The 24,646-nt window shown below is 68.6% G+C and carries 20 protein-coding genes; 6 read left to right on the top strand and 14 right to left on the bottom strand.

Features of this window, described 5'->3' with window-relative positions; all coding sequences use genetic code 11:
- Positions 1 to 1,144 precede the first annotated feature (1,144 nt).
- Together ABDW61_RS24975 and ABDW61_RS24970 are read right to left on the bottom strand one after the other, a co-directional pair.
- Positions 1,145 to 2,788, bottom strand: coding sequence for a hypothetical protein (locus ABDW61_RS24975; RefSeq protein WP_343642679.1), 1,644 nt, complete (start codon positions 2,786 to 2,788; stop codon positions 1,145 to 1,147).
- A 108-nt stretch (positions 2,789 to 2,896) separates the two neighbouring features.
- Positions 2,897 to 3,100 (bottom strand): hypothetical protein, encoded by a 204-nt coding sequence (locus ABDW61_RS24970; protein ID WP_343642678.1) that lies wholly within the window; start codon positions 3,098 to 3,100, stop codon positions 2,897 to 2,899.
- A gap of 264 nt (positions 3,101 to 3,364) precedes the next feature.
- Here ABDW61_RS24970 and ABDW61_RS24965 point away from each other — a divergent pair, with 264 nt between their 5' ends.
- Positions 3,365 to 4,009: a DUF4124 domain-containing protein gene (locus tag ABDW61_RS24965; protein WP_343642677.1), complete on the top strand. Its 645-nt coding sequence runs from the start codon at positions 3,365 to 3,367 to the stop codon at positions 4,007 to 4,009.
- 22 nt (positions 4,010 to 4,031) lie between these two features.
- On the opposite strand, the gene ABDW61_RS24960 is transcribed toward ABDW61_RS24965, so the two are convergent.
- Together ABDW61_RS24960 and ABDW61_RS24955 are read right to left on the bottom strand one after the other, a co-directional pair.
- On the bottom strand, positions 4,032 to 4,793 hold the full coding sequence (locus ABDW61_RS24960) for a YoaK family protein (protein ID WP_343642675.1): 762 nt from the start codon (positions 4,791 to 4,793) through the stop codon (positions 4,032 to 4,034).
- A complete protein-coding gene (locus ABDW61_RS24955) occupies positions 4,790 to 5,248 on the bottom strand; it encodes a response regulator (RefSeq protein WP_343642674.1) in 459 nt (152 codons plus the stop codon). The genes ABDW61_RS24960 and ABDW61_RS24955 overlap by 4 nt, the downstream gene beginning before the upstream one ends.
- A gap of 206 nt (positions 5,249 to 5,454) precedes the next feature.
- Between ABDW61_RS24955 and ABDW61_RS24950 the strand changes: the two genes are divergently transcribed.
- On the top strand, positions 5,455 to 6,501 hold the full coding sequence (locus ABDW61_RS24950) for a LacI family DNA-binding transcriptional regulator (protein WP_343642672.1): 1,047 nt from the start codon (positions 5,455 to 5,457) through the stop codon (positions 6,499 to 6,501).
- A gap of 171 nt (positions 6,502 to 6,672) precedes the next feature.
- Here ABDW61_RS24950 and ABDW61_RS24945 read toward each other — a convergent pair whose 3' ends face one another.
- Positions 6,673 to 6,930 (bottom strand): hypothetical protein, encoded by a 258-nt coding sequence (locus ABDW61_RS24945; RefSeq protein WP_343642670.1) that lies wholly within the window; start codon positions 6,928 to 6,930, stop codon positions 6,673 to 6,675.
- Positions 6,931 to 6,993: 63 nt separating this feature from the next.
- Positions 6,994 to 7,317, bottom strand: a complete 324-nt coding sequence (locus ABDW61_RS24940; protein WP_343642668.1) for a hypothetical protein — start codon at positions 7,315 to 7,317, stop codon at positions 6,994 to 6,996.
- A 258-nt stretch (positions 7,318 to 7,575) separates the two neighbouring features.
- Between ABDW61_RS24940 and ABDW61_RS24935 the strand changes: the two genes are divergently transcribed.
- Entirely contained in the window at positions 7,576 to 9,957 is a 2,382-nt protein-coding gene (locus tag ABDW61_RS24935; protein WP_343642667.1) for a TonB-dependent receptor, read from the top strand.
- A 119-nt stretch (positions 9,958 to 10,076) separates the two neighbouring features.
- Here ABDW61_RS24935 and ABDW61_RS24930 read toward each other — a convergent pair whose 3' ends face one another.
- The 8 genes from ABDW61_RS24930 to ABDW61_RS24895 form a co-directional block, all read right to left on the bottom strand.
- The gene (locus tag ABDW61_RS24930) at positions 10,077 to 10,472 is read right to left on the bottom strand and encodes a cold shock domain-containing protein (RefSeq protein WP_343642666.1); all 396 of its coding nucleotides are present in this window, start codon (positions 10,470 to 10,472) and stop codon (positions 10,077 to 10,079) included.
- Positions 10,473 to 10,675: 203 nt separating this feature from the next.
- The gene (locus ABDW61_RS24925; protein ID WP_343642665.1) at positions 10,676 to 12,625 is read right to left on the bottom strand and encodes a S9 family peptidase; all 1,950 of its coding nucleotides are present in this window, start codon (positions 12,623 to 12,625) and stop codon (positions 10,676 to 10,678) included.
- A 181-nt stretch (positions 12,626 to 12,806) separates the two neighbouring features.
- Positions 12,807 to 13,982 (bottom strand): BMP family ABC transporter substrate-binding protein, encoded by a 1,176-nt coding sequence (locus tag ABDW61_RS24920; protein WP_343642663.1) that lies wholly within the window; start codon positions 13,980 to 13,982, stop codon positions 12,807 to 12,809.
- Positions 13,983 to 14,044: 62 nt separating this feature from the next.
- Positions 14,045 to 14,965: an ABC transporter permease gene (locus ABDW61_RS24915; RefSeq protein WP_343642662.1), complete on the bottom strand. Its 921-nt coding sequence runs from the start codon at positions 14,963 to 14,965 to the stop codon at positions 14,045 to 14,047.
- Complete coding sequence (locus tag ABDW61_RS24910; RefSeq protein WP_343642660.1) at positions 14,965 to 16,089, bottom strand: ABC transporter permease; 1,125 nt, start codon at positions 16,087 to 16,089, stop codon at positions 14,965 to 14,967. Before ABDW61_RS24910 ends, ABDW61_RS24915 begins: the two co-directional genes overlap by 1 nt.
- On the bottom strand, positions 16,076 to 17,665 hold the full coding sequence (locus ABDW61_RS24905) for an ABC transporter ATP-binding protein (protein WP_343642658.1): 1,590 nt from the start codon (positions 17,663 to 17,665) through the stop codon (positions 16,076 to 16,078). Before ABDW61_RS24905 ends, ABDW61_RS24910 begins: the two co-directional genes overlap by 14 nt.
- A gap of 16 nt (positions 17,666 to 17,681) precedes the next feature.
- Positions 17,682 to 18,995, bottom strand: coding sequence for a guanine deaminase (gene guaD / locus ABDW61_RS24900; RefSeq protein ID WP_343642657.1), 1,314 nt, complete (start codon positions 18,993 to 18,995; stop codon positions 17,682 to 17,684).
- Positions 18,996 to 19,046: 51 nt separating this feature from the next.
- Positions 19,047 to 20,006 (bottom strand): LysR family transcriptional regulator, encoded by a 960-nt coding sequence (locus ABDW61_RS24895; protein WP_343642656.1) that lies wholly within the window; start codon positions 20,004 to 20,006, stop codon positions 19,047 to 19,049.
- A gap of 79 nt (positions 20,007 to 20,085) precedes the next feature.
- Here ABDW61_RS24895 and xdhA point away from each other — a divergent pair, with 79 nt between their 5' ends.
- From xdhA to ABDW61_RS24880, 3 genes are all read left to right on the top strand, one after another.
- The gene (gene xdhA, locus ABDW61_RS24890) at positions 20,086 to 21,600 is read left to right on the top strand and encodes a xanthine dehydrogenase small subunit (protein WP_343642654.1); all 1,515 of its coding nucleotides are present in this window, start codon (positions 20,086 to 20,088) and stop codon (positions 21,598 to 21,600) included.
- On the top strand, positions 21,597 to 23,942 hold the full coding sequence (xdhB, locus tag ABDW61_RS24885; RefSeq protein WP_343642652.1) for a xanthine dehydrogenase molybdopterin binding subunit: 2,346 nt from the start codon (positions 21,597 to 21,599) through the stop codon (positions 23,940 to 23,942). Before xdhA ends, xdhB begins: the two co-directional genes overlap by 4 nt.
- A 267-nt stretch (positions 23,943 to 24,209) precedes the next feature.
- A complete protein-coding gene (locus tag ABDW61_RS24880; RefSeq protein ID WP_343642650.1) occupies positions 24,210 to 24,539 on the top strand; it encodes a hypothetical protein in 330 nt (109 codons plus the stop codon).
- Positions 24,540 to 24,646 lie beyond the last annotated feature (107 nt).

The following is a 24,646-nucleotide window of genomic DNA, read 5'->3' as shown; positions in this document are numbered from 1 at the left end:
CCATCGAGGAATCAATCAACGGACGGCCACGTAAGATTCTGAATTGGCATACGCCCCAGGAAGTCTTCTCAATGTTGACCCTGGACCTCGTCAGAGGTGTTGCACTTGAAGCTTGAAACCGCCCAGTCGCTAGCAGCCGCAGGCCAACTACGGCATATGCATCTTGCGAACGACCTGGAGACGCGTCTGAAGCTGACAGCGGTCCGTTATGCATCAGTCGATCCCAAAGGTCCGCCCACCAAGACGATCTATGGGTAATGCGGGTCAAGGCGCACCGGCTTCCCGGGCCGACCGGCCCGAGGGAATTCCGGACGACGTTGCTGCCGTGGAACGTAGTTGAAGTTGTCATCGAAGCCGGCCGTGTCCAGATTCCCCCCTTAAACCTGCAGCGCTTGACACTCATGCATTGGCGGATGGCCTTGATCCAACTCTCGTAAATGTTCTCCACTCCTTTGCATTCGACAAGATGCAGTCCCAGTGAAAAGCTTGCGGAGCGCGTCACGCCAAACCCTACGAGATCAATGCGATTACCTCCATAGTATTCAATCTCGACACCGATTTTTGCAGCCTGCTCAAGAAGACTACTGTGATAGAGCGGCCCAGTCACGTACTCATTCCCATCCCTGATCGCCGGTACACACACCTCCGCGAAGGCATTCCCCAATAAATAGCTGACAAGCCCACGTTCCGAGCTTTCAAGCAGTTCATATATCGGCCGTCGAACGATAAGCGTGGAAGATCCATATATCGTGATCTCATACGCGGCTTCGATCAATTCAGCTCGGGCGAGGGCCCAGCGGCGCAGTTCAATTTCGTCTGCACTCGACATGGCCTTTCCTTTGAGCAAGTACGCGGATGCGTAATGAGCCGGAAGCCCATAACCCATTAGGGCGGCGTGCCAAAGAAAGGTGGCAGGACCAACAGGAATATGCAACAAATCGCACCCTGTTGGCTTCACCGGAAGCCCCGGCGTCGGGGCCACCGCCGATAAGCGGGCGCGCAGAAAATTGTGCCACCCGCCCTTCTGCCACTTCGAAGGACGCGCTCCAAAGTATCGGTAGATCGCATACCCGCTCATTTTTTCCCTCCAAGCAGAATCCAGGATCGGTTAAATGGGGCGCAGCAAAACAGGCGCTTCGATTGGTCACTTCGAGAGGTCGTAACTCCCTCCTCCGACATACACACTCCGGCCATTCCCCTCCACCGGAAAACTGAGTAGCCGCTCCTCATGCCCGTCGTCGTAGACCAGCGTGATTGCGTACCCGCCGAGCTGATACCGCCCTCTCCGGCTCGCCCCATCGTCTTTCGTCCGTGTCCCGCTCGTCGCACCGACCGTCCCGAGCCCCGTCCCCACCGTCCCTCCGCCGGTGCTGCTGCTCCCCGACCCATCCCCCTGCGACGACCCCGCGATCACCGTCCCAGTAATCGCCTGCAAGCTCCCCGTGCTCGACAGCGCGCTGTAGCTGCGCTCGAAGCGCCCGTCCTTCGTGAACCGGATCCCGCGCGTCGCTGACGTCCCGCCCGTCACCATGCTCCCGTTGAAGCTGCTCCGGCTGAAGCTTCCTTCCAGCCTCGCGTCCTTCGGCCACGGCTTCACCGCGACGTGCTTCTCCAGCTTCCATTCGCCGACCGGCCGCCCCTCGTCGTCCTGCTCCTGCATCTCGTAGCCCTTGCCGGTGCTTCTCCATCGCCCCCAGCGCTGCGGCTCCAACTGCCTCGACGCCGCGACGTTCAGCTGATCCGGCGGCATCTCCGTGCGGCGGTACACCGTCCCGTCCTTCAACAGGAACCTGACGTCCTCCTCCCAACGGCTGCCGTAGTTGTAGTTGGCCTCCCCTTGAAGGACGACCGCGACCAGATCCTTCTCGCTCAAGCCTTGGCCAGGCGCGGTCGACACGCGCTGAAGCAGCACCTCCTTGCGAGCCAGCGGCGTCTGCGGCAGCGGCGACACCGTCAGCCCCGACGCATCGTTCACCAGCGCCGCATCCGCCAGGTCCATCGACAGCCGGTTCAGCGAGGTCACCACCCCGCGCAGCACGATCTCTCGCCCCACCCACGGCTCGGCGTTGAACTTCAGATAGATCAGTTGCTCGGCCCGGCGGTCGCCGCGCTCCTCAACGAGATGGAAGCGCTCGGGATGACGGAGATCGCGCGCCACCCTGCCCTTCACGTAGACCTGCCCCATCTTGCGAAGCGCCGCTTCGTCGGAGATCGCCAGCCAGCTCCCCCGCTGCGCCGTCAAGGCGATCACCTGGCTCGGCAGCAAGAGCTGGCCCCGCGCCGGCTCGACAGCCACTGGGAGCGGCGTCGGCGGCGTCACGAGCTTCGCCTGCACGAGCGCCCGCGCCACCGGAACAGCCTGTGGATACTTCGCGGCGATGTCCATGCCGGGGCCGTCCCACTCACGCGCCATCGCGAGGCAAGCCTGATCGGGCGTGGCATTCGTCAGCACCCGCTTGCGAACCCGATCGACCAGCTTGTCCCACGGCGGATCACTGCTCTTGCGCTCCATCACACGCGTGACGACCACGCGCAGCGGCGGGAGCTGATAACGCGTGCGCCAGGCCACCCACGCATCGCGCATCTGCGCGGCCGACGGCACCCCCATGTCCTCGCACGCGGAGACGGAGAGCTCGGAGATCACGTCGAGCGTCACCGCCTCGACCAGTTGCGTCATGGCCGCCGGGTCGGTGGCGAGCGAGGCGGCATCAGAAGCAGCGAGCGCACCACCCGCCATCCACGCGCAGATGGAAGCGGCAAGCGTCCGCCGAAGAGAGATCAAAGCCATGCTGCAGGTCCATGCCGAAGGTTCGGAGGACCGCATGCTGCCCGCTTCATCCGCCGCCGGCCACGGCCAGGACGGGGAAGCGGCGGGAGGGGACTTGACGGGCTCGCGCTAGTCGCGGACGCGCGACGATCGCGCCGCCTGCTCCGCGGCCGCGACCGTGGCGACGCGCTCCCGCTGCGCCGCGACTTCGCGCGTCTTGCGCTGCAAGGCCGTCTCGTCGAACAACCCACCCAGCGGAATCAGCGACAGACCGATCGCGCACATGGTGGTGCCGATGATCTGCGGCGCGTAGCGCGCGATGCGATCAAACATGGTTGCCTCCCCTGACCCAGGCAGCTCGAGCGTTCTGCGACGCCGTCGTCGAGCCTTGCGTTTGCTTCATGCCCGAATTCTGTTGATAGCCGAATGCGGCGGGAATCGGAAGTACACCAATGCGGCCGAGGGGGTTTTCCCGACACGCCGCCGCTGGGCTGCCGAGCCGCAGCGGCGCCGCTCCATCTGTTGCCCTCCGTTGCCTCCAGCCTGTCAACACATGCGAGAGTCGGCGCGTTCGATCCCTTTCAGGGAGACAAGCACATGCCAAAGATCCACCGGACCGCCTTCGCCTGCCTGCTCGCCGCCAGCGCAATGGCCGCGCCCCCCGCCCACGCCGAAGTCTGGAAATGCGTCATCGACGGCAAGGTCCATTACTCGGACCAGCCCTGCCCCAACAAGGGCGAGCCCTTGCCGCAACGCGCCCTCCAGGGCAATGTCGTCGACACCTCCGCAGACCGCGCGGCCATCGCCGAACGGGCCCGGGCCGCTTCCGCCGAGGAGCGCGCCGGCACGGCGGCGCCCTCGAACGGCGCCCAGCCCGCCCCACCCGTGTCCAACAACGTCTGCCCGTCCGAGCGCGACATCGCCGGCATGGAAACCAAGGCCAGCTCGATCTCGCTGAGCCCGGAAGCCAAGCGCTTCGTCCAGGACGAGATCCGCCGCGCGCGCCAATGCCAGAAGGGCCAGGGCAACTACTCGGCGGCGGACTGGAACATCAGCAAGCAGGCCGTCGACGCGCAGAGCAGCCTCACCGGCGGCCCCGACGCCCGGCGCCGCGCCGAGGCCATGCACAGCGCCGCCAATGCGAACGAGGGCGACCGCATCCAGCGGCAGCGCGAACTCGAGGCCCGCGAGGCCGCACGCAAGGAACGGGAGCGCGAGCGTCCGGCCAGCAGCCCGCGCTGAGCGCAAGCGCCGGCGGCGGGCCTCATCTGGACCGCCTGAGCACGCCTCTCCACCGCCCCCAATCGCGCGACACCGGCGGCAACGCGAGCACGAACAGCACCGCCGCCAGCGGCACCACGCACACGAAGCCCAGGTGCTTGAACCCGAGCGCGCCCGCCACCCCGCCCAGCACGAATGCCGCCAGCAGCCCGCCCGCGCGCCAGGCGCGCTGGCGGTCATGCCGCACCGCCGGCCGGCTCGCCGTGGGCTGCCGGTTCCAATAGAGCATCTTCCCGAGCTCCATCCCCAGGTCGGTGATGTTCCCCGTCATGTGGGTGGTGCGGATGCTCCCGCCCGAGGTCTTGGATCCCACCGCGTTCTGCAGCCCCATGATGAATGCCAGCAGCAGCACCGTCAGCGGCACCGCGAACGGCGTGTGCCAGCTCAGCGTGATCGCGCCCATCAGGCCGAACGGGAACAGCAACGCCGCCTCCAGCATCAGCGGCAGCGCGTAGACGCTGCGCAGTCCATGCTGGCGCGCCCAGTTCACCAGCATCGCGCAGACGGCCGCACCGCAGAGGAACGCCAGGATCGCGCCCAGCGCATTCAGCACCAGCGTGCCCTGCCCCAGCACCGCGCCATCGGCGAGCTGCGACGCGAACCCCGTCATGTGCGAGGTGTAGCGCTGCAGGATCAGGAAACCGCCCGCATTCACCGCGCCCGCGTTGAACGCGAGCAGCAGACCCAGCGCGCGGTTCGTCGACGGCGCGCGGTGCCGGCTGGTGAGATGCAGCAGCCGCCTCATCGCGCCGGGTCCGGATCGCCGTCGAGCCGCGCCGCCGCGGTGGTCGGCACGTCGTCGTCCGGCTCCGCGCCGAACAGCTGCGCCCCGCCCGGCTCGACCACCTTCGCCCCGTGCCGCATCAGCACCGCGTGCAGCCGCGCCCAGTTGATCGGCTTGACGAAGTACTCATCGAACACCAGGTCCTCCGCCGATTCGAAATCCGTGTTCAGCGGCGTGCCGCTGACCGCGATCGCGACCAGCGCCGGCAGGCTCAGCTTCAGGCGGCTCGCGACATGGCGGCCGTCGGCGTCGGGCATCGCGATGTCGGTGATCAGCAGGTCCGGCTCCCACTTCAGACCGATCCGGATCGCCTCGAGCCCGGTCGGCGCGACCTTCAACTCGAAGTTGTAGACCGTCAGCAGCTCGCGCAGGAGCTCCAGCGAATCCGGCTGGTCATCGGCGACCAGAACTTTCAAGCGATCCTGCATGGTGGCGTTGGAAGGTATTTGGAGCGGCCATAGCAATCGGCGGGCCTGAGCTGGCCTGACCCGCCGCGGCCATCAGCCGCTTCCTGTGGGAGCGGTCCAGGCATGGGGCTGCATTCTTCCACCTCGCGCGGCTGTCCGCGCAGACAGGCGCTTCCCCCAGGAGTAGGATCACCACTCCTTGAAAGCGCTTTCCCATGAAGAGAAAGAAGCCCCTCCTCTCGACCTCGCAGGAGGTCACGCTGGGCATGGTGGCCGCCGCGAGCGGCGTCTCGTCCAGTACCGTCTCGCGCGTGCTGAGCGGCAGCGCGCAAGTCAGCCCCGAGAAGACCAGCCGCGTCCGCCGGGCGATCGAGGAGCTCGGCTTCGTGCCGAACACGATCGCGCGGGCGCTCGCCGATGGACGGACTTTCAACATCGGGCTGCTGGCCCAGTACTTCGAGAGCCCGTACTACGCGCTGCTGCTGCGTGGCATCGAGGAGGTGCTCACGCCGGCCGGCTATGCGCTGGTGGTCTCCAGCGGGCATTGGGATCCGGAGGAGGAGCGGCGTTGCATCGCGTCGCTGCGGTCGCGGCGCGTGGACGGGATCATCGTCCTGACGGGCGGGTTGACGGATGGCTTCCTTGTCGACCTCGCGCGCGAGCTGCCCATCGTGGTCACCGGCCGCACGCTCCAGGCCCCCGGGCTGCATGCGCTGAAGACCGACGACGTCGAGGGCGCGCGCGCGGCGACGCGGCATTTGATCGAGCGCGGGCATCAGCGCATTGCCTTCATCGGCGGCGACGCGACGCATGCGGATTCGAAGGAGCGCGAGACGGGCTATCGGCTGGCGCTCGCGGAAGCGGGGATCGCCGTCGACGAGTCGCTGATCGCCGGCGGCGATTATCTCGAGACCGGCGGCGCGCGGGCGATGGAACGGATGCTCGAGGCGGGCGCGCGCTTCACGGCGGTCTTCGCGGCCAACGACCAGATGGCGGCGGGTGCGGCGCGGGTGCTGCACAGCCGCGGCTTCCGCGTGCCCGAGGACATCTCGCTGGTCGGCTACGACGATCTGTTGCACACGGCGCATGCGAGTCCGCCGCGCACGACGGTGGACGTGCACATCGTCGAACTCGGCCGGCGGGCTGCGGCGGCGATGCTGGACCTGCTGAGGACGGGCGGCTCGGCGGTGCAGCCGCCGCCACCGCAGCTCATCGTGCGCGAGTCCACGCGGCCGCTCGCCAATCGCCCGGCGATGAATTGAGCCAGAGAGCACTTGCGCTTCGTCAACTGGCCGTCACACAGGCTGGCCAGAATGCCACCCATCCGAGACAACAACCGGCTGCGACATAGGGCAGAAAGCTGGAACCCGTCACCAGCGTCACGGATACCCTCTTCAGAAAGAAGCCACCCCGAGCGGGTGGCTTCTTTCATTTCAGCGTCGCGATCGCGATCGGCCGAAGACGGCGCGCTTGATCGCCGCCAGCCTGTCACCGCCCTTGACGATCTCCAGCAAGTTGTCCTCATTCGACTGAAAGAACCTGCCGATCAGATACGAGCAGACGCAAGACAGCGGAAGAACGACGAACACGATCTCCTCCCGCCCGAAGTCACTCAACAGGCGCTTGAGCAGCGGATGGGCCGATGCCATGGCGATCGAGATCGCGCATACCAAAACGACGAACCTGGTCATCACTTGATCGCTCTTGCTTGAGGCATCGAAGCAGGCCGCCTTGTACGGACCACAACTTCCATGTCAGTTCTGCTCGGATGACAGCCGCCAAATCTCGCGGCCGAAGATTGCGGTCATCACGAAACCATAGACGAGGCTGGTGATGAGGAGGCCACGATCCGCCTTGTACTGACCGTCCGTGATGACGCCAGCGGCGACGAACAAGCCGAAGAACAGCATCGCCAAGCTGAGCGCGAAGACAAACAGGAATCGCCGCGGCCCTACCGCGCGCACCTTTTCCAGATCAAGCAGGTCCAACATCAAAGCACTCCTCGCCCGCACGAGCGCAGGCGTGCGGCCCATGTTGTCCTCTTGATTTCGACCTTCAATAGCTTCGATCAGTGGCACTGCGCCGCTGCCGCAACCCCGCGAGCACAGGACCGCATTCCGGGTTTTCCCGCACCCGCGTCGCGCCCGCCCATCACCTCAAGTAAAGAAGGTTGAAAGTCCGTCCCGGCCTTCGTCACGAAACGTACACCGTGCGATCCTTCGGCCCGTTCCGCGACCGGCCTTCCTTCTGACGCGCCGCACTCGCCGCTTCACTTCTCCGCGCTTCCGTCCCAGCCATCGCCAGATCGGCCGCGCCTGCATCGCCATTGCTTTCCGATGACACGCATCCGCCGCCCTGCCCTGCAGCCGCTTTCCATCGCCCTGATGCTGGGCCTGAGCACCGCCGCCTGGTCCCAGTCCGCGCCGTCCTCTCCCTCGGCCGCACCGGCCACGCCGCCTGCATCCCCAGCCGCGAAGTCGCCCGCGCGCGCCGCGCCGCCGGCCAGCAAGGACAACGCGGACTCGCCCACCCAGCTCGACCGCGTCGAGGTCCAGGGCACGTCCCGGGACGACGACCAGCGCCGCGCCTCCACCGCCTCGAAGATCGTCATCGGCCGCGAGGAGATCGAGCGCTACGGCGACGCCACCATCGGCGAGGTCCTGAAGCGCCTGCCCGGCGTCACCACCGGCGGCCGTCCTGGCCGCGGCGGCGAGATCCGCATGCGCGGCATGGGCGGCGGCTACACCCAGATCCTCGTCAACGGCGAGCGCATGCCGCCGGGCTTCTCGCTCGACGAGCTGCCGCCCGAACAGATCGAACGCATCGAAGTCATGCGCGCCCCCACCGCCGAGTTCGGCGCTCGCGCCATCGCCGGCACCATCAACGTCGTGCTGCGCGAGGCCCTGCAGCGCCGCCTCAACGAGGTCCGCCTGGCCTCCACCTTCGAGCGCGATCACGTCACCCCGCACCTCAGCTGGACCCGCAACGACAAGCTCGACGACGGCGGCGCCTACAACCTCACCGTCAACGCGATGCAGCACAAGCGCGTCGACGACATCGAGTCCTTCTCCGTCACCCGCCTCTTCGACCCCGCCTCTGGCGCGCTGCAGCGCCAGACGCTGCTCCAGACCCTCGGCCAGACGCGCGACGAACGCAAGTCACTCAACCTCACCGGCCGGCTGCAGCTGCGCCTGGACGGCGGCGACACGCTCGCCTTCCAGCCCTTCGTCATGGTCAACCGCGGCAGCGGCAGCAGCGCCGCCGCCCAGACCCAGTCCCCCGACCTGCCCGCCGGCGACTTCGAGCGCATCAAGTACGACGCCTACGCCACCGACACCACCAGCCGCGCCGCCATGGCACGACTCAACGTCCAATGGAACCGGCGCCTGGGCGAGCACACCCGCATGGAGACGCGCATTGGCGCCGGCCGCATGACGATGGACAGCGCCTCCCATCGCGAGGAAGACCTCTCCAACTCCGGCCTGCCCTTCTACCGCCTGCAGGACGACACCACCCACAGCCGCGACACGCAGTGGAGCCTCAACTGGAAGCTCACGCACCAGATGGACAACGAGCACAGCCTCGTCGCCGGCGTCGAGGGCGAAGGCACCCAGCGCGACCAGACCCGCGGCTGCACCGAGGTCGATGGCCGCACCCTGCTCAGCGACAACTGCGCCTACCTCGCCGACTTCGGCGACAACGTCTCCGCCTCCACCCGGCGCCTGGCGGTCTACGCGCAAGACGAATGGAGCCTCGGCAAGCAATGGGGCTTCTACGCCGGCCTGCGCTGGGAAGCCATCCAGACCGACAGCAGCAACAACCAGGGTCCGGTGAAGAACACCTCCCGCGTCCTCACCCCGCTGCTGCACGCCGTCTACAAGATCGACGAGAAAAGCCGCGAGCAGATCCGCGCCAGCCTCACCCGCAGCTACAAGGCGCCCAACCTCAACGACGTCATCGGCCGGCTCAGCATCAACAGCCAGTACACCTGCCATCCGCCCGACGTCGTCTGCGGCCCCAACCTGATCAACTACCCCGACCGCCTCGGCAACCCCGAGCTCAAGCCCGAGCTCGCGACGGGTGTCGAGATCGGTTACGAGAAATACCTTTCGAAGGGCGGCCTGCTCAGCGCGAATTTCTTCTATCGCCGCATCACCGACCTGATCCGCAGCCAGGCCGTGCTCGAGCCCGTGCCGTACTCGCCAGTGCCGCGCTACGTCATCCGGCCGCGCAACATCGGCAACGCCAAGACCTATGGCGTGGAGCTCGAGGCCAAGTTCCGCCTCGACGAATACCTCGCCGACGCGCTGCCCATCAACGTGCGCAGCAACCTCTCGCTCTTCGACTCGTCGGTGGACGGCATCCCGGGGCCGGACAACCGGCTCGACCAGCAGCCGCGCTACACCGCCAACCTCGGCGCCGACTATCGCCTGCGATCCATTCCGCTGACGCTGGGCGCCTCGCTGAACTACACGCCGTCGACGCTGCTGCAGCAGAGCGCCCAGGTGCTCAACGAGATCGACAAGAAGCGCGTCATCGACGTCTCCGCGATGTGGACCTTCTCGCCCGCGGTCGCGGTGCGCGTGGCCGCCAGCAACCTGCTGCCGCTGACCTACGGCAACGGCAGCATCGCCACCACGCCGGGCCGCGTCGTCACCAGCGAGAGCACCGGCCGCAGCTTCACGGTCTGGACCGTGCGACTCGAACTGAAGGTCTGAGCGGCCCCCGGCTCACGGACGCAAAAAAGGCTGCCCGGGGGCAGCCTGAAAAGAGCGGAGCACAGCGCCTGCGCGAGCGCGGCGGAGCTGCATCTGCCAGCTCCAAGGAGTCAACAGGTTCAGCGGCGGGCCTGGGCGGCCTCCGTGGAGATGGCGTGGCTGGCGGGGGCCCAGACGGTGGCGCCGACGCCCAGCGCCAGCAGCACCAGCACCATCCAGGTCAGCGGCGAGGTGCGGCGGCGCGCGATCGGCCGCGGCGGGCGCGATCCGGTGCGCGCGGGCCGCAGCTGCGACGGCACCTTGAACTCCTGCAGGCGCTGCAGGCGCACCGCCTGTTTGCTGCCGTCACTCCTGGACACAACCTCGAAGCTCAGGCGCTCGCCTTCCTGCGGCGACTGGCCGTCCATCGGAAAGGCCGACACATGCACGAACAGCGGATCCCCGCCCTGATCGGGCTTCACCATCCCATGGCCGCGCTCCGCGTACCAGCTGTCCAACGTTCCTTCGAATCGCATGACTGGTTCCCCCATCTTGTAGAACGCCCCACCCGCGTCGCGGACTCGTGGTCCGCCCGACGCCCTGTCCGGGCGCTTCTCTCTCTCGGACAAAAAGAGCCCGGCGCGTGGCCGGGCTGCTGGGGATGCATGCTGCCGAAGGTTGCGGGGGGCACGGCAACAGGCTGTAAACCGTGCAACTCTTCACGGATTTCCCTCCGGGATCACGGCTTCAGATAGCGGTCGAGGAACTCCAGCATGCGGCGGTTGGCCTCGATCTGGTTCCTTTTCTTCTTGAAGCCATGGCCCTCGTCATCGAAGACGAGGTATTCCACCGGCACGCCGTTCTTCTTGACGGCCTCGACGATCTCGTCGCTCTCGACCTGGATGACGCGCGGGTCGTTCTTGCCCTGGATCACGAGCAGCGGCTTGCGGATCTCCTTGGCGTGGAACAGCGGTGAAGTCGCGATCAGGAAGTCCTTGTCCTTCACCGGGTCGCCGACCTCCTGGTACAGCGCCTGGCGCGCGCTTTCCCAGTAGGGCGGGATGGACTCGAGCGTGCGCAGCCAGTTGGACACGCCGAAGATGTCGATGCCCACCTTGAAGGCCTCGGGCCGGAAGGCCAGCGCCGCCAGCGTCATGTAGCCGCCGTAGCTGCCGCCCATGATGCCGATGCGCTCGGGATCGATCACGCCCGTGGCGGCGAGGAAGGTCTTGGCCTCGACGCAGTCCCACAGCGGCTCGCGGCCATGCTTGCCGTCGTCGGCGGTGTGGAAGCTCTTGCCGTAGCCGGCGCTGCCGCGGTTGTTGATGCCCAGCACCGCGTAGCCGTGGTTGGCCAGGTACTGCATCAGCGAGGAATAGCCGCGCATCGTCTGCCCGCCCGGGCCGCCATGCACGAACAGCACGGCTGGCACCTTGTGCGTGGGCGAGGCCTCCTTGGGCAGGTAGAAGACCGAGGGGATGGTCATGCCGTCGAAGGACTTGAAGCGCACGATGCGGCCTTCGACCAGGTCCTCGGGATCGATGTCCTTGGACAGCGTGCGCGTCAGCTGCCGCAGCTTGCGGGTGCCGAAGTCGTAGACATAGAGGTTGCTGGGCGAGCGGTCGCCGTTGAGGAAGAAGGCCATGCGCGCGCTGGTGCGCGAGAAGACCACGCCGCGCACCTCGCCGCCGGGCAGCGGCGGCAGCGCGACCGGCTGGCCATCGGCGGTGCGGACGATGCGGGGTGTCAGCGTCGCGTCGACGTTCACGCCAGTGACGCGATAGCGGCCGTCCTGCGAGAACAGGCTGTACTCGATGTCCCAGTCCGCTTTCTCGACCTCGCGTGTCTGGCCGCTGGCCAGGTCGTAGGCGATCAGGCGGCTGAACTCGCTGCCGTCGTTGGAGCGCATCAGCAGCGTCTTCGATTCGGGATCGAAGCTGGCGGCCGCGTAGGCCGCGACGCCCTTGTGCGGCGTGATGTGGGTGGTCTGCCCGGTCTGCGTGTCGTGGAGCAGCACGTCGGTGTCGGCCTGGGTCTGCACGCGTTCGAGCGCGATCCAGCGGCCATCGCCGCTGATGTCGGCCACGGCCAGGCCGTTCTCGTTGCGGTAGACGAGGGTGCGGGCGTAGGTCTTCGCGTCGTAGCGGTAGAGGTCGAAGTAGCGCGGATCGCGCTCGTTGCTGGTGACGTAGAAGGACTGTCCGTCGCGCGCCCAGGCGAGGAAGTCCGCCTTGAGCTTGTCGCCCGGGGTCAGGTCGCGCTCGGTGCCGTCGAGCTCGCGCACGAAGAGGTGGTCGAGCTCGTCGCCACCGTGGTCGCGGGTGAAGAGCACGCGGTCGTCATGCGGGAAGTAGCCGATGGCGGTGTGGCTCTCGGTGGTGGAGTTCGTCAGCGCGACGGGCTCGCCGCCATCCACCGACACGCTGTAGAGGTTGAACACGCCATTGGCGTTGCTGCGGAACAGGATGCGCTTCTCGTCCGCAGAGAAGGACGCGCCGGCCACGGTGGTGGTGGCCATGAACTGCTCGATCGTGTAGCGCTTGGCGGGGCGATCCGGCGCCTCCTTCGCGGCCTTCGCCTTCGCGGCGAGTTGGGGCTTCGCGTCGGCGGCCAGAGGCGCCGCGTTGGCGGCGAACGCCGCGGCGGCCAGACACAGCACAGTCAGCGGCACTCGGATCGAATGCTTCATCGTCATTGGAATCTCCTCTCCTGATGACCCGGGGATGCCTCGGGATCCGCGCACTGTAGGCGGGGGCCGGGCCTTGCCAATGCGGGTGCGATGCGGTGCCGCTCGGACGGGGTAGACGGTTGGAATGAGAGGATGAAGCGTGCGAACGCGCGTCGCCAATCCGGACCGCCCGCCGCTCCCCTCACCTCCCCGCCGGCACCTGTCCCTCCACACCCTTCACATAGAACTTGATGTTCTGCAGGAACCTGTCGTCCGCCACCGCGTCCTTGGCCAGGACCTCCTTGCCGTCCTGCCCGGCGATCGGCCCCTTCCAGATCACGAAGCTCCCGTCCTTCAGCCCCGCCTTGACCTGATCGAGCCTGGCCTTCACCTCCGCCGGAACGGCCGCGTTCAGCGACACCAGGTCGATCGCGCCCTCCTTGACGCCCCACCAGCTGTGCTTGCCCGGACCAGCGCTCCAGCTGCCCTCCAGCACCGCCTTCACCGTCGCGATGTAGTACGGCGACCAGTCGATCACCGCCGACCCCAGGTGCGCCTTCGGCCCATACGCGCTCATGTCCGAGTCCCAGCCGAACGCGTACTTGCCGTTCTTCTCCGCCGTCTGCAGCACCGCGCTCGAATCGGTGTTCTGCATCAACACGTCCGCCCCCGCGTTGATCAGCGTCTGCGCGGCATTGGTCTCCTGCGGCGGGTTGAACCACTCGTTCACCCACACGACCTTCACCGTCACCTTCGGATTGCTGCTCTGCGCGCCCAGCGTGAAGCTGTTGATGTTGCGGATCACCTCCGGGATCGGGATCGAGCCCACCACCCCCAGCGTGTTCGACTTCGTCATCGCCCCCGCGACCACGCCCGCCATGTACGCGCCCTCGTAAGTCCGCGCGTCGTAGCTGCGCAGATTGGCCGCCTGCTTGTAGCCGGTCGCGTGCTCGAACTTCACCTCAGGGCTGTCGGCCGCCACTTTCATCATCGGCTCCATGTAGCCGAAGGTCGTGCCGAAGATCAGCGTGTTGCCCTGCTGCACCAGGTCGCGGAACACCCGCTCGGCATCGGCCGCCTCGGGCACCTTCTCCACGAAGCTCGTCTTGATGCGGCCGCCGAAGGCCTGCTCCAGCTTCTTGCGCGCGTTGTCGTGCGCGAAGGTCCAGCCGCCATCCCCCACCGGCCCCACGTAGGCAAAGGCGACGTTGAGCGGCGCGGCACCGCCGGCCGAGGCGCCGCCCGCCTGCGGCGCGGACGCGGCGCCGGCGGGCGCCTCATCCTTCTTGCCGCACGCGGCCAGCGCAAGCGCAGCGGCCGCCGACGCGGCGATCAGCAGGGAACGGCGGAGCATCGGACGCGGATATCGGACGGACATGGGTTCTCCAGCGAAGTCGTGATCGAAGGACGGAACGCGGCGAGCCGCGGCACCTGCCGCGCCTAGCCGCCGGGGTGGAAAGGCCGGCCCAGCGAGGCTGGCATGTTGGCGCGGATGAAGCCCTCGTTGCGCGAGATCAGCACCAGCACCACGATGGTGGCCAGGTAGGGCAGCATGCTCAGGAACTGGCTCGCCACCTGCACGCCCTGCCCCTGCAGGTGGAACTGCAGCATGGTGACGCCACCGAACAGGTAGGCGCCGAGCAGCACACGCGCCGGCCGCCAGGTGGCGAAGCTCGTCAGCGCCAGCGCGATCCAGCCCTTGCCGGCGATCATCCCCTCGACCCACAGCGGCGTATAGATCACCGAGCAGTAGGCACCCGCGAGCCCGCACAGCGCGCCGCCCGCCACCACCGCCATCAGCCGGATACGCCGCACCGGATAGCCCAGCGCATGGGCCGACTCCGGCGACTCGCCGACCGCGCGCAGCACCAGGCCCGCGCGCGTGCGCGTCAGGGCCCACGCGAGCAATGCCGTCAGCGCGACCGCACCGTAGACCAGCGGATGCTGCTTGAAGAGCGCTGGCCCGATGAAGGGGACATCGGCAAGACCCGGCACCGCGAACGACGGCCGCGGTCCGAGCTTCGCCTGCACATAGTTCTGACCGGCGAAGGCCGAGAAGCCCGCGCCGAAGAGGCTCAGCGCCAGCCCGGTCGCGTACTGGTTGGTGTTCAGATAGACGGCCAGCAGCCCGAAGGCCAGCGCCATCAACGCGCCCGCGCCAATGCCGGCCAGGAAGCCGACGACATCGCTGCCGCTGTGCACCGCCGCCGCGAAGCCGGCGATCGCGGCGACCAGCATCATCCCCTCGGCCCCGAGGTTCACGACGCCCGCCCGCTCGTTGATCAGCAGCCCCAGCGCCGCGAGCGCCACCAGCGTGCCGGCGTTCAGCGTCGCGGCGATCAGCAGCGCATACGCCTCCATCAGCGGGCCTCCTTGGCTGCCATGTCGGCTGCCATGTCGGCTGGCATGCCGGCGGGCGCGTCCAGCGCCGCCGGCGCGCGCCGCACGCGGTAGTGGATCAGCGTGTCGCAGGCCAGCAGGCAGAACAGCAGCAAGCCTTGGAACACGCCGGTGATGGCTTTGGGCAAGCCGAGCCGCGATTGCGCCAGCTCGCCGCCGATGTAGAACATGCTCATCAGGATCCCCGAGAGCACGATGCCCACCGGATGCAGCCGGCCGACGAAGGCCACGATGATGGCCGCGAAGCCGTAGCCCACCGGCACGTAGGGCGTGAGCTGGCCGAGCGGCCCCGCCGTCTCGAGCGCGCCGGCCAGGCCGGCCAGCCCGCCCGAGAGCGCCATCGCGCCCCACAGCGCCGCGCGCGAGGAAAAGCCCGCGTAGCGCGCCGCCATCGGCGCGATGCCGCCCGCCTGCAATGCGAAGCCGGCCATCGAGCGGAACAGCAGCCACCAGCAGCCGATCACCGCCGCCAGCGCGATCCACACGCCGATGTGCAGCCGCGTACCGGTGAACAGCTTCGGCAGCTGCGTCGCCGGCAGGAAGGTGATGGTCTGCGGGAAGTTGTAGCCGGCCGGGTCCTTCCACGGGCCATAGACAAGGTACTGCAGCAGCAGCTCCGCGATGTAGACCAGCATCAGGCTGACCAGGATCTCGTTGGCGTGGAAGCGGTCTCGCAGGAAGGCCGCGATCGATGCCCACGCGATGCCACCGAGCGTCCCGGCCAGCAGGATCGGCACGAGGATCAGCCTGGTGCTGCCGGCATCGGCCTGCATCGCGACCCAGCCCGCCGCCAGCGCGCCAGCGACGAACTGCCCCTCCGCGCCGATGTTCCAGACGTTGGCGCGGAACGCCACCGCCAGCCCCAGCGCGATCAGCACCAGCGGCGTCGCCTTCAAGCCCAGTTCGCCGAGCGCGTAGCCATTGCGCAGCGGCTCCCAGAAGAACATGCGCAGCCCCTGCAGCGGGTCCTTGCCCAGCGCGATGAAGATCGCGACGCCGATCAGCGTCGTCAGCGCCAGCGCCATCAGCGGCGAGGCCAGCGACATCGCCGCCGACGGCCGCGCGCGCGGTTCAAGCCTCGGCATGCGAGTCCTCCCACAGTCCGCTCATCCACAGGCCGATGCGTTGCACCGTGGCCTCGGCCACGGGGATCGCCGGCGACAAGCGGCCGCGCGCCATCACCATCAACCGGTCGCTGAGTTCGAAGAGCTCGTCCAGTTCCTCGCTCAGCACCAGCAGCGCACAGCCGGCGTCGCGCAGCGCGAGCAGCTCCGCGCGGATCTGCGCCGCCGCGCCGACGTCCACGCCCCAGGTCGGCTGCGCGACGATCAGCGCCTTGGGCGCCGCGTCGATCTCGCGGCCCATGATGAACTTCTGCAAGTTGCCCCCAGACAGGCTGCGCGCCGAGGCCTGCGGCCCGGAGGCGCGCACGCCGAAGCGCTCGATCAGCCGCCGCGCCAGCGCCGCCGCCTTCGCCGTCGACACATGGCCGAGCCGGCCAACGGGCTCGCGCCGCGTCAGCAGCGTGTTCTGCGCCAGCGACATCGAGGGCACCGCGCCGCGTCCGAGCCGCTCCTCCGGCACGTGGTGCAGCCCGAGCGCGCGGCGCCTGGCCGGTCCGAGCGGTCCGAGATCGGTGATGCGGTTCACGGCGCCGGCCGCGGCCCGCGAGTTCGACGGGTCAGTCGACGCGTCATTCGATGGGTCATCCGCGATCCAGGTGACGACGCCGCGCGCGGCGCGGCGGTCCTCGCCGGAAAGCACGCGCAGCAGCTCCTGCTGCCCGTTGCCCGACACGCCGGCCAGGCCGAGGATCTCGCCCTGCCGCAGCTCGAGCGCCAGGTCCACCAGCGCCGTCCCGTGCGGTGTCTCCGGCGCCAGACTCAGGCCGCTCACCCGCAGCCGCGCCGGGGCCTGCGCCCGCACCGCGCGCGGCGCGAGCGCGGGCGGCTCCGCGCCGATCATCAGGCGCGACAGGCTGGCGTTGCTCTGCCCGCGCGGATCGACCTCGCCGGTCACGCGCCCCGCGCGCAGCACCGTGCAGCGATGGCACAGCGCGCGGATCTCGTCGAGCTTGTGGCTGATGTAGAGGATCGCGCAGCCCTGCGCCGCGAGCTGGCGCAGCGTCCCGAACAGCGCCTCCACCGCCTGCGGCGTCAGCACCGACGTCGGCTCGTCCAGGATCAGCAGCCGCGGCGCGGTCATCAGCGCGCGCAGGATCTCGACGCGCTGACGCTCCCCCACCGACAGCGCATGCACCGGGCGCTCCGGGTCCAGCGGCAGGCCGTACTCGGCCGAGAGCGTGCGCACGCGGGCGCGGACCGCGTCCAGCGTCATCGCCTTGTCCAGCCCCAGCCAGATGTTCTGCGCCGCGGTCAGCGAGTCGAACAGCGAGAAGTGCTGGTAGACCATGCTGATGCCCAGCGCCCGCGCCTGCGCGGGCGAGCGGATCGCCCTCGGCGCGCCATCCCAGAGCAGCTCGCCGGCATCGGCCGCGACCGCGCCGGCAATGATCTTCATCAGCGTGGACTTGCCGGCCCCGTTCTCGCCCAGCACCGCGTGGATCTCGCCCGCGGCCACCGACAGCGACACCGCGTCGTTGGCCTTCACGCCGGGGTACTGCTTGCTGATGTGGCGGAGTTCCAGGCGTGGCGGTGTCATGGGGGCGGCAGGGTCCTCAGGATCTCCGGTAGCGCGCCTCGCCCGCGACGTAGCTGGCCACCAGGTTGCGATCGTCCGACAGCGTCATCCAGGCGAAGGCCCGTTCATGCGGGTCCCGCGCGAGGTCCATGCGGGCCTCGGCGACCGGCCCCGCGGCCCAGTCCCAGATGCAGACGTCGGCCAGTGTAGCCACGCCGAAGTGGCCCAGTTCCTCCGACAAACCCAGGGCCTCGGCCGCGCCCAGCGTCGCCGCGTGCAGCCCGGCCCAGGCGGTGAGCCGCTGACCGCGCAGCGCCTGCACCTTGTAGCCGTCCGCCAGCGTGCGCTGCGCCGACAGCGAGGTCCCGCCGCCGACGTCGCTCGCCGCGCTCACGCGCACGCCCGCGGCCAGCGCGCCGGGCCAGTCGAACAGCCCGCTGCCCAGGAACAGGTTGGAGGACGGGCAATGCGCGATGTGCGCGCCGGTGCGGGCCAGCACGCGCCGGTCCTCGTCGTCGAGCCAGATGCCATGCGCCAGCACCGCGCGCGGATGCAGCAGGCCGACGCGGTCGTAGACGTCCAGGTAGCTGCGCGCCTCGGGGAAGAGCTGGGCCACCCACTCGACCTCGCCGCGGTTCTCCGCGACGTGGGTCTGCATGTAGAGGCTGGCATCGGCGCGGCACAGCGCGCCGGCCATCGCGAGCTGCTCCGGCGTGCTGGTCGGCGCGAAGCGCACCGTCACCGCGTAGGCCAGACGCGCGCGATGGTGGTGCTTGGCGATCAGGTCCAGGCAGTCGCGCTCGGCCTGGACCACGTCGTCGCGCAGGCCCTCGGGCGCGTGGCGGTCCATCAGCACCTTGCCGGTGATCAGCCGCATGCCGCGCGCCGCGGCGGCCTCGAACAGCGCGTCGGCCGAGACCTTGTGCACCGTCGGATACACCACCGCCGAGGTCGTGCCATGCGCCAGCAGCGCGTCGAGGAAGCGGTCCGCGCCGAAGCGCGCGACCTCCGGGTCCATGTAGCGCTGCTCGGCCGGGAAGGTGTAGGTGTTGAGCCAGTCCAGCAGCTCGGTCCCATACGACGCGATCACGTCCAGCTGCGGACTGTGCACATGCGTGTCGACGAAGCCCGGCAGGATCAGCCGGCCGCTGTGATCCTCGCGGGCCCAGCCCTCGCCCGGATCCTCGGCCTTCGCACCGGCGATGCGGCCGTTCTCGATCAGCAGCCAGTGACCGGGCCGGAAACGCACGGCGGGATCGTCGACGCGGCCCCATTGCGGCGCGGCGGTGAAGTCGAGCAGGTCGCCCTTCAGGGCCAGGCGTGCCGGAGCGGTGGAGCGGTCGGTCGTCATGCGTCGGAGATCAGGAAAACAAGGAGGAAAGGAAAGGCGGAAGGGCCGAGGTCACGGCACGAGCTCGCGAGCGACTTCGCGCACCTGCTCGCGCAGCCAGCGCAGCGGCGCGCTGTTGTGGCTCACGTCGTGCCAGAGCTGGTAATACGTCATCGGCGGGAAGGCCACCGGGCAGCGCAGCACCGTCACCGGCAGTTGATCCAGGTAGCGATGGCAGAACAGGCGGCCGGTGGTCAGCACCAGCAAGCTGCGCGCCACCATCTGCGGCAACTGGCCGAAATGGGCGCAGCGCACCGCGATGCGGCGCTCCAGGCCGAGCGAGGCCAGGTGCTGCTCGATCACGCCCGGCTGGCCGCGGCTCAGCGGCATCGGCGCCAGATGCTGGCAATCGAGGTAGCGCTCCTGCGTCCAGGCGCGCGGCGCCATGCGCGCGGCCGGGTGGTCGCGGCTCACCAGGCAGACGACCTCGTCCACCAGCAGCCGGCCCATGTGGAGTTCACCGGGCGGCTCCAGCCAGTTGCCGATCACCAGGTCCACCTCGCCGCGCGCCAGTGAGGCGCGGTAATCGAAGTCGGCGTTGAGCGGCTGCAGATCCAGCTGCACGCCCGGCGCCAGACGCTGCAGATGGGCCACCAGCAGCGGTAGGAACAGCGGGTCGAGGTAGTCGCTGGCCGCGATGCGCAAGCGCAGTTCGGCCGTCGCGGGATCGAAGGCCGACTTGCGCAGCCGCGCACCGAAGAGCTCATCGGCCTCACGAAGCAGGCGCTCGGCGGGCGCGAGCAGCTCCAGCGCCGTGGCCGTCGGGGTCATGCCGGCGCCGCTGCGCACCAGCAGCGGATCGCCCGTCAGGGTACGCAGACGCCGCAGCTGCGCGCTCAAGGCGGGCTGCGTGCTGCCGAGCCGCATCGCGGCCCTGGACACACTGCGCTCGGAAATCAAGGTATGCAGGACCCGCACCAGAAGGAGGTCGATCTTGTCGAAGTTCAGCTCTTCCGACATCGTCAATGGCATATAGAGGTTATATGCACCATCGTATAACCATGGAGAACCCGCAGGAGTACCGTTCGGGGTAATTGCATTCGTCGCTCCCATGACCACTCCCCGTCCCATCCGATTCGTCCACCAGGGCCAGCTGAAGGCCGTCTCCGGACTCCCGCCGACCACCACGGTGCTGCAGTACCTGCGCGAGCACGCCCGCTGCGCCGGCACCAAGGAAGGCTGCGCCGAGGGCGACTGCGGTGCCTGCACGGTGCTGGTCGGCGAGCTGGACGCCGAGGGGAAGACGGTCGAGCTGCGCAACGTCAACGCCTGCATCCAGTTCCTGCCGATGCTCGATGGCAAGGCCCTGCTGACGGTCGAGGACCTTGGGGGCAGCGCCGATCTGAATCCGGTGCAGCAGGCGCTGGTCGACTGCCACGGCTCGCAATGCGGCTTCTGCACGCCGGGCTTCGCGATGACGATGCAGGCCATTTACGAACGCCATCAGGCTGCGGGCACACGGCCAGAGCGCCAGGAACTGGCAGACGACATCGCCGGCAACCTGTGTCGCTGCACCGGCTACCGGCCGATCCTCGACGCGGGCGAGCGCATGTTCGAGGCGCCCGCGCGCGTGCTCGACCGCGAGCCGATCGCCCAAGCGCTGCGGACGCTGCGCGACGACCCGTCGCTGCATTACGAAGCGCCTTCACGCACTGGCGCGCCGCAGCGCGTCTTCGCGCCGCGCTCGGTCGATGAACTGGCCGCGCTGCGCGAGGCGATGCCGCAGGCGCGCCTGGTCGCCGGCGCGACCGATGTCGGTCTGTGGGTCAACAAGCAGCAGCGCGAGCTGGGCGATGTGATCCTCACCGGCCGCGTCGACGAACTCCGCCGCATCGATGCCGGCCCCGACGGCGCGCTGCGCATCGGCGCGGCGGCCTCGTTGGAGGACGCCTGGGCCGCGCTCACCGCGCGGGTGCCGGCGCTGCGCGAGCTCTGGCTGCGCTTCGCTTCGCCGCCGGTGCGGCATGCCGGCACGCTGGGCGGCAACATCGCCAACGGCTCGCCGATCGGCGACGGCGCGCCCGCGCTGATCGCGCTCGGCGCCCGCATCGCGCTGCGGCGCGGTGCCTCGCGGCGCGTGCTGCCGCTCGAGGACTTCTACCTCGACTACATGAAGAACGCGCTCGAGCCCGGCGAGTTCGTCGAGGCGCTCGAGGTCCCCGCCCTGCGCGCCGGCACGCGGCTGCGCGGCTACAAGCTGGCCAAGCGCTATGACAGCGACATCTCCGCCGTCTGCGCGGTGCTGAGCCTGCGGCTGGAGGACGGCGTGGCGCGCGAGGCGCGCTTCGCCTTCGGCGGCATGGCGGCGATCGTCAAGCGCGCGGCCAAGACCGAAGCCGCCGTGAACGGCCGCGCCTGGGACGAAGCGGCCGCGCTCGCCGCCGCGCAGGCGCTGCGGGAGGACTTCACGCCGATGACGGACCTGCGCGCCAGCGCCGCCTATCGCGAGCGCGCGGCGGCCAACCTGATCCGCCGCTTCTGGCTGGAGACGCGCGCCAACGCGCCGCTCGCCGCCGAGTCCGCCAGCGTCTGGCAGGCCATCAACCTGCAGCGGAGCGTCGCATGAACAAGCCGCTGGACTTTCCGGTCGGCGTGAACGCCGCGCCGGCGCTGCAACCGCAGGTCGGCGTCAGCCGCGCGCATGAGGCCGCCCACCTGCACGTGAGCGGCGAGGCGCTCTACACCGATGACATCGCCGAAGCCCACGGCACGCTGCATGCGGCGCTGGGCCTGTCGCCGCTGGCGCACGGGACGCTGCGCTCCGTCGACGTCGACCTGCTGCGGCGCCAGCCCGGCGTGGTCGCGGTGCTGACCGCGGCGGACATCCCTGGCCACAACAACTGCGGTCCGCTGGTCCACGACGATCCCATCCTGGCCGACGGCGAGCTGCGCTACCTCGGCCAGCCGGTCTACGCGGTGATCGCCACCGATCGCGAGCTGGCGCGCCGCGCCGCGGCCATGGCGAAGCAGGCGATCGCCGCGACGCCGCTGCCCGCGGTGCTGACCGCGCGCGAGGCCCATGCCATCGGGCAGTACGTCATCCCCCCGATGCATCTGGCGCGCGGCGACGCGGCGGCGGCACTGGCGTCGGCGCCGCACCGGCTCGATGGCGAATGGGCCGTCGGCGGGCAGGAGCAGTTCTACCTCGAGGGCCAGATCAGCTACGCGCTGCCGCAGGAGAACCACGCGCTGCTGCTGCACTGCTCGACGCAGCATCCGTCCGAGATGCAGCAGCTGGTCGCGCATGCAATGGGCTGGCAGTCTCACCAGGTCACGGTGCAATGCCGGCGCATGGGCGGCGGTTTCGGCGGCAAGGAATCGCAGTCGGCGCTCTTCGCCTGCATCGCGGCCATCGCGGCCAGCCGCCTGCGCCGTCCGGTCAAGCTGCGCGTCGATCGCGACGACGACTTCCTGATCACCGGCCGGCGTCACGGCTTCGACTACCGCTGGTCGGTCGGCTTCGACGACGAGGGGCGCCTCCTCGGCGCCGAGATCGACCTGATCTCCAACTGCGGCCACAGCGCCGATCTGTCCGCCCCGGTGATGGCGCGCGCGCTCTGCCACTTCGACAACGCCTACTGGCTGCCGAACGTGGCGATGCACGGCTACTGCGCGAAGACCAACACCCAGAGCAACACCGCCTTCCGCGGCTTCGGCGGGCCGCAGGGCGCGCTCGCGATCGAGATGATCCTGGACGGCGTCGCGCGCCGGCTGGGGCTCGATCCGCTGCTGGTGCGGCAGCGCAACTTCTATCGCGACGGCCAGGACCTGACGCCCTACGGCCAGCGGGTCGAGGACAACCAGATCCAGCCGCTGACGGACCGCCTGGTCGAGACCTCCGGCTACCACGCGCGGCGCGCCGAGATCGCCGCCTTCAACGCGTCGAGTCCGGTGCTCAAGCGCGGGCTTGCGCTGACGCCGGTGAAGTTCGGCATCTCGTTCAACGTCGTCCATCTGAATCAGGCGGGCGCGCTGGTGCATGTCTACACCGACGGCTCGGTGCTGGTGAACCACGGCGGCACCGAGATGGGCCAGGGGCTCAACACCAAGGTCGCGCAGGTGGTCGCGCACGAGCTGGGCCTCCCGGCCGCGCAGGTGCGCGCCAGCGCCACCGACACCAGCAAGGTCGCCAACACCTCGGCGACGGCGGCCTCGACCGGCTCGGACCTGAACGGCAAGGCGGCGCAGGACGCGGCGCGCAAGATCCGCCAGCGGCTGCAGCCACTGGCGGCGCGGCTGCTGGGCTGCGGTGAAGACGCGCTGGTCTTCGATGGTGGCGAGGTGCGCGCCGCTGATGGCACCGCGGCGATCAGCTTCCAGGAGCTGGTCGCGAAGGCGTATCTGGAGCGCATCCAGCTCTGGAGCGACGGCTTCTATGCCACGCCGGGGCTGCACTGGGACCGCGCGAAGCTGCAAGGGCATCCGTTCTTCTATTTCGCCTTCGGCGCGGCGGTGGCCGAGGTGCTCGTCGACACGCTGACCGGCGAGACGCGCGTGCTGCGCGCCGACGTGCTGCATGACGTCGGGCAGTCGCTGAATCCGGCGCTGGACATCGGCCAGGTCGAGGGCGCATTCGTGCAGGGCCAGGGCTGGCTCACCAGCGAGGAGCTGGTGTGGCATCCGCAGTCCGGCCTTTTGCTGACGCACGCGCCGAGCACCTACAAGATTCCGACGGCCAACGACATGCCGTGTGATTTCCGCGTCGCGCTCTACGACGCGCCGAACGCAAAGGACAGCATCCATCGCTCGAAGGCCGTCGGAGAGCCGCCGCTGCTGCTGCCGTTCTCGGTGCTGCTGGCGATCAAGGACGCGGTCGCGGCCTGCGGCCCGCAGCGCTGCGATCCGCCGCTGCGCGCGCCGGCCACGCCGGAGGCGGTGCTGGATGCGGTCGACGCAGTGAGCCGCTGATTCTTCAGCCAGAAAAATCAGCCGTGCACGGCGATCAGGCCGTTCAGGGGTTGCAGTCAACTCCCTCCGTTTCGTAGCGAGAAAGTGCACGCGTTGATCCGGATTCAACGCGTACTCTCACGCCGCTCTTTCGCGGACTCCATGCCCGCGCCTCACATACCGTCGGTTTGGCAGACGTCATTCTGGCCAACTGCGGCCAAGGCCCAAGACGCCCCCGGACTGACGTCTCAAAAAAACAGGTTGATTCTTCAAGCCCAGGGGAGGGCCATGCAAATATTCATCGACGAATCTGGCATCTTCGCGCCTCATAAAGGGGCTCAACAATGGAGTTCGATTGGAGCAGTGACAGTACCCGAGGATTCACTCCCTGCTCTCGAGAGTGCGCTATCCAGGATCAAATCAGCCCACCATATCAACCCCGACAAAGAGTTCCCCAAAAATAATCGACCCGACTGTTCGTCGAATGCCTTCTACATCTTTCTGGAGGAACTCAATTCAGCTGGTTGCACCTTGCAAATCTGCGCGACCAACGGCTCGCCTCTTGAAGACGAAGGGTTGGAGCGACACCGCAAAGACACAGGGCCGGCTCAAGGTTGAAGTGCGACACCTCGCATCTTGTAAGGTGTCGCGCAAATGGGAACTCACTACTCGCATCTGAGCCAGACCGATCGCGTCGCGATCCAGTTGTTGCTTCAGGCCGGATG

This window comes from Roseateles sp. (assembly GCF_039595595.1).
Lineage (GTDB): Bacteria > Pseudomonadota > Gammaproteobacteria > Burkholderiales > Burkholderiaceae_C > Roseateles.
Note: the sequence above shows the minus strand (reverse complement) of the source record. Positions and strands in the feature narration are given on the sequence as shown.

Coding starts and splice junctions, on each gene's coding strand:
- ABDW61_RS24975 (WP_343642679.1), bottom strand. CDS start 2,788: ATGGCTTTGATCTCTCTTCGGCGGACGCTTGCCGCTTCCATCTGCGCG.
- ABDW61_RS24970 (WP_343642678.1), bottom strand. CDS start 3,100: ATGTTTGATCGCATCGCGCGCTACGCGCCGCAGATCATCGGCACCACC.
- ABDW61_RS24965 (WP_343642677.1), top strand. CDS start 3,365: ATGCCAAAGATCCACCGGACCGCCTTCGCCTGCCTGCTCGCCGCCAGC.
- ABDW61_RS24960 (WP_343642675.1), bottom strand. CDS start 4,793: ATGAGGCGGCTGCTGCATCTCACCAGCCGGCACCGCGCGCCGTCGACG.
- ABDW61_RS24950 (WP_343642672.1), top strand. CDS start 5,455: ATGAAGAGAAAGAAGCCCCTCCTCTCGACCTCGCAGGAGGTCACGCTG.
- ABDW61_RS24945 (WP_343642670.1), bottom strand. CDS start 6,930: ATGACCAGGTTCGTCGTTTTGGTATGCGCGATCTCGATCGCCATGGCA.
- ABDW61_RS24935 (WP_343642667.1), top strand. CDS start 7,576: ATGACACGCATCCGCCGCCCTGCCCTGCAGCCGCTTTCCATCGCCCTG.
- ABDW61_RS24930 (WP_343642666.1), bottom strand. CDS start 10,472: ATGCGATTCGAAGGAACGTTGGACAGCTGGTACGCGGAGCGCGGCCAT.
- ABDW61_RS24925 (WP_343642665.1), bottom strand. CDS start 12,625: ATGAAGCATTCGATCCGAGTGCCGCTGACTGTGCTGTGTCTGGCCGCC.
- ABDW61_RS24920 (WP_343642663.1), bottom strand. CDS start 13,982: ATGTCCGTCCGATATCCGCGTCCGATGCTCCGCCGTTCCCTGCTGATC.
- ABDW61_RS24915 (WP_343642662.1), bottom strand. CDS start 14,965: ATGGAGGCGTATGCGCTGCTGATCGCCGCGACGCTGAACGCCGGCACG.
- ABDW61_RS24910 (WP_343642660.1), bottom strand. CDS start 16,089: ATGCCGAGGCTTGAACCGCGCGCGCGGCCGTCGGCGGCGATGTCGCTG.
- ABDW61_RS24905 (WP_343642658.1), bottom strand. CDS start 17,665: ATGACACCGCCACGCCTGGAACTCCGCCACATCAGCAAGCAGTACCCC.
- guaD (WP_343642657.1), bottom strand. CDS start 18,995: ATGACGACCGACCGCTCCACCGCTCCGGCACGCCTGGCCCTGAAGGGC.
- ABDW61_RS24895 (WP_343642656.1), bottom strand. CDS start 20,006: ATGCCATTGACGATGTCGGAAGAGCTGAACTTCGACAAGATCGACCTC.
- xdhA (WP_343642654.1), top strand. CDS start 20,086: ATGACCACTCCCCGTCCCATCCGATTCGTCCACCAGGGCCAGCTGAAG.
- xdhB (WP_343642652.1), top strand. CDS start 21,597: ATGAACAAGCCGCTGGACTTTCCGGTCGGCGTGAACGCCGCGCCGGCG.
- ABDW61_RS24880 (WP_343642650.1), top strand. CDS start 24,210: ATGCAAATATTCATCGACGAATCTGGCATCTTCGCGCCTCATAAAGGG.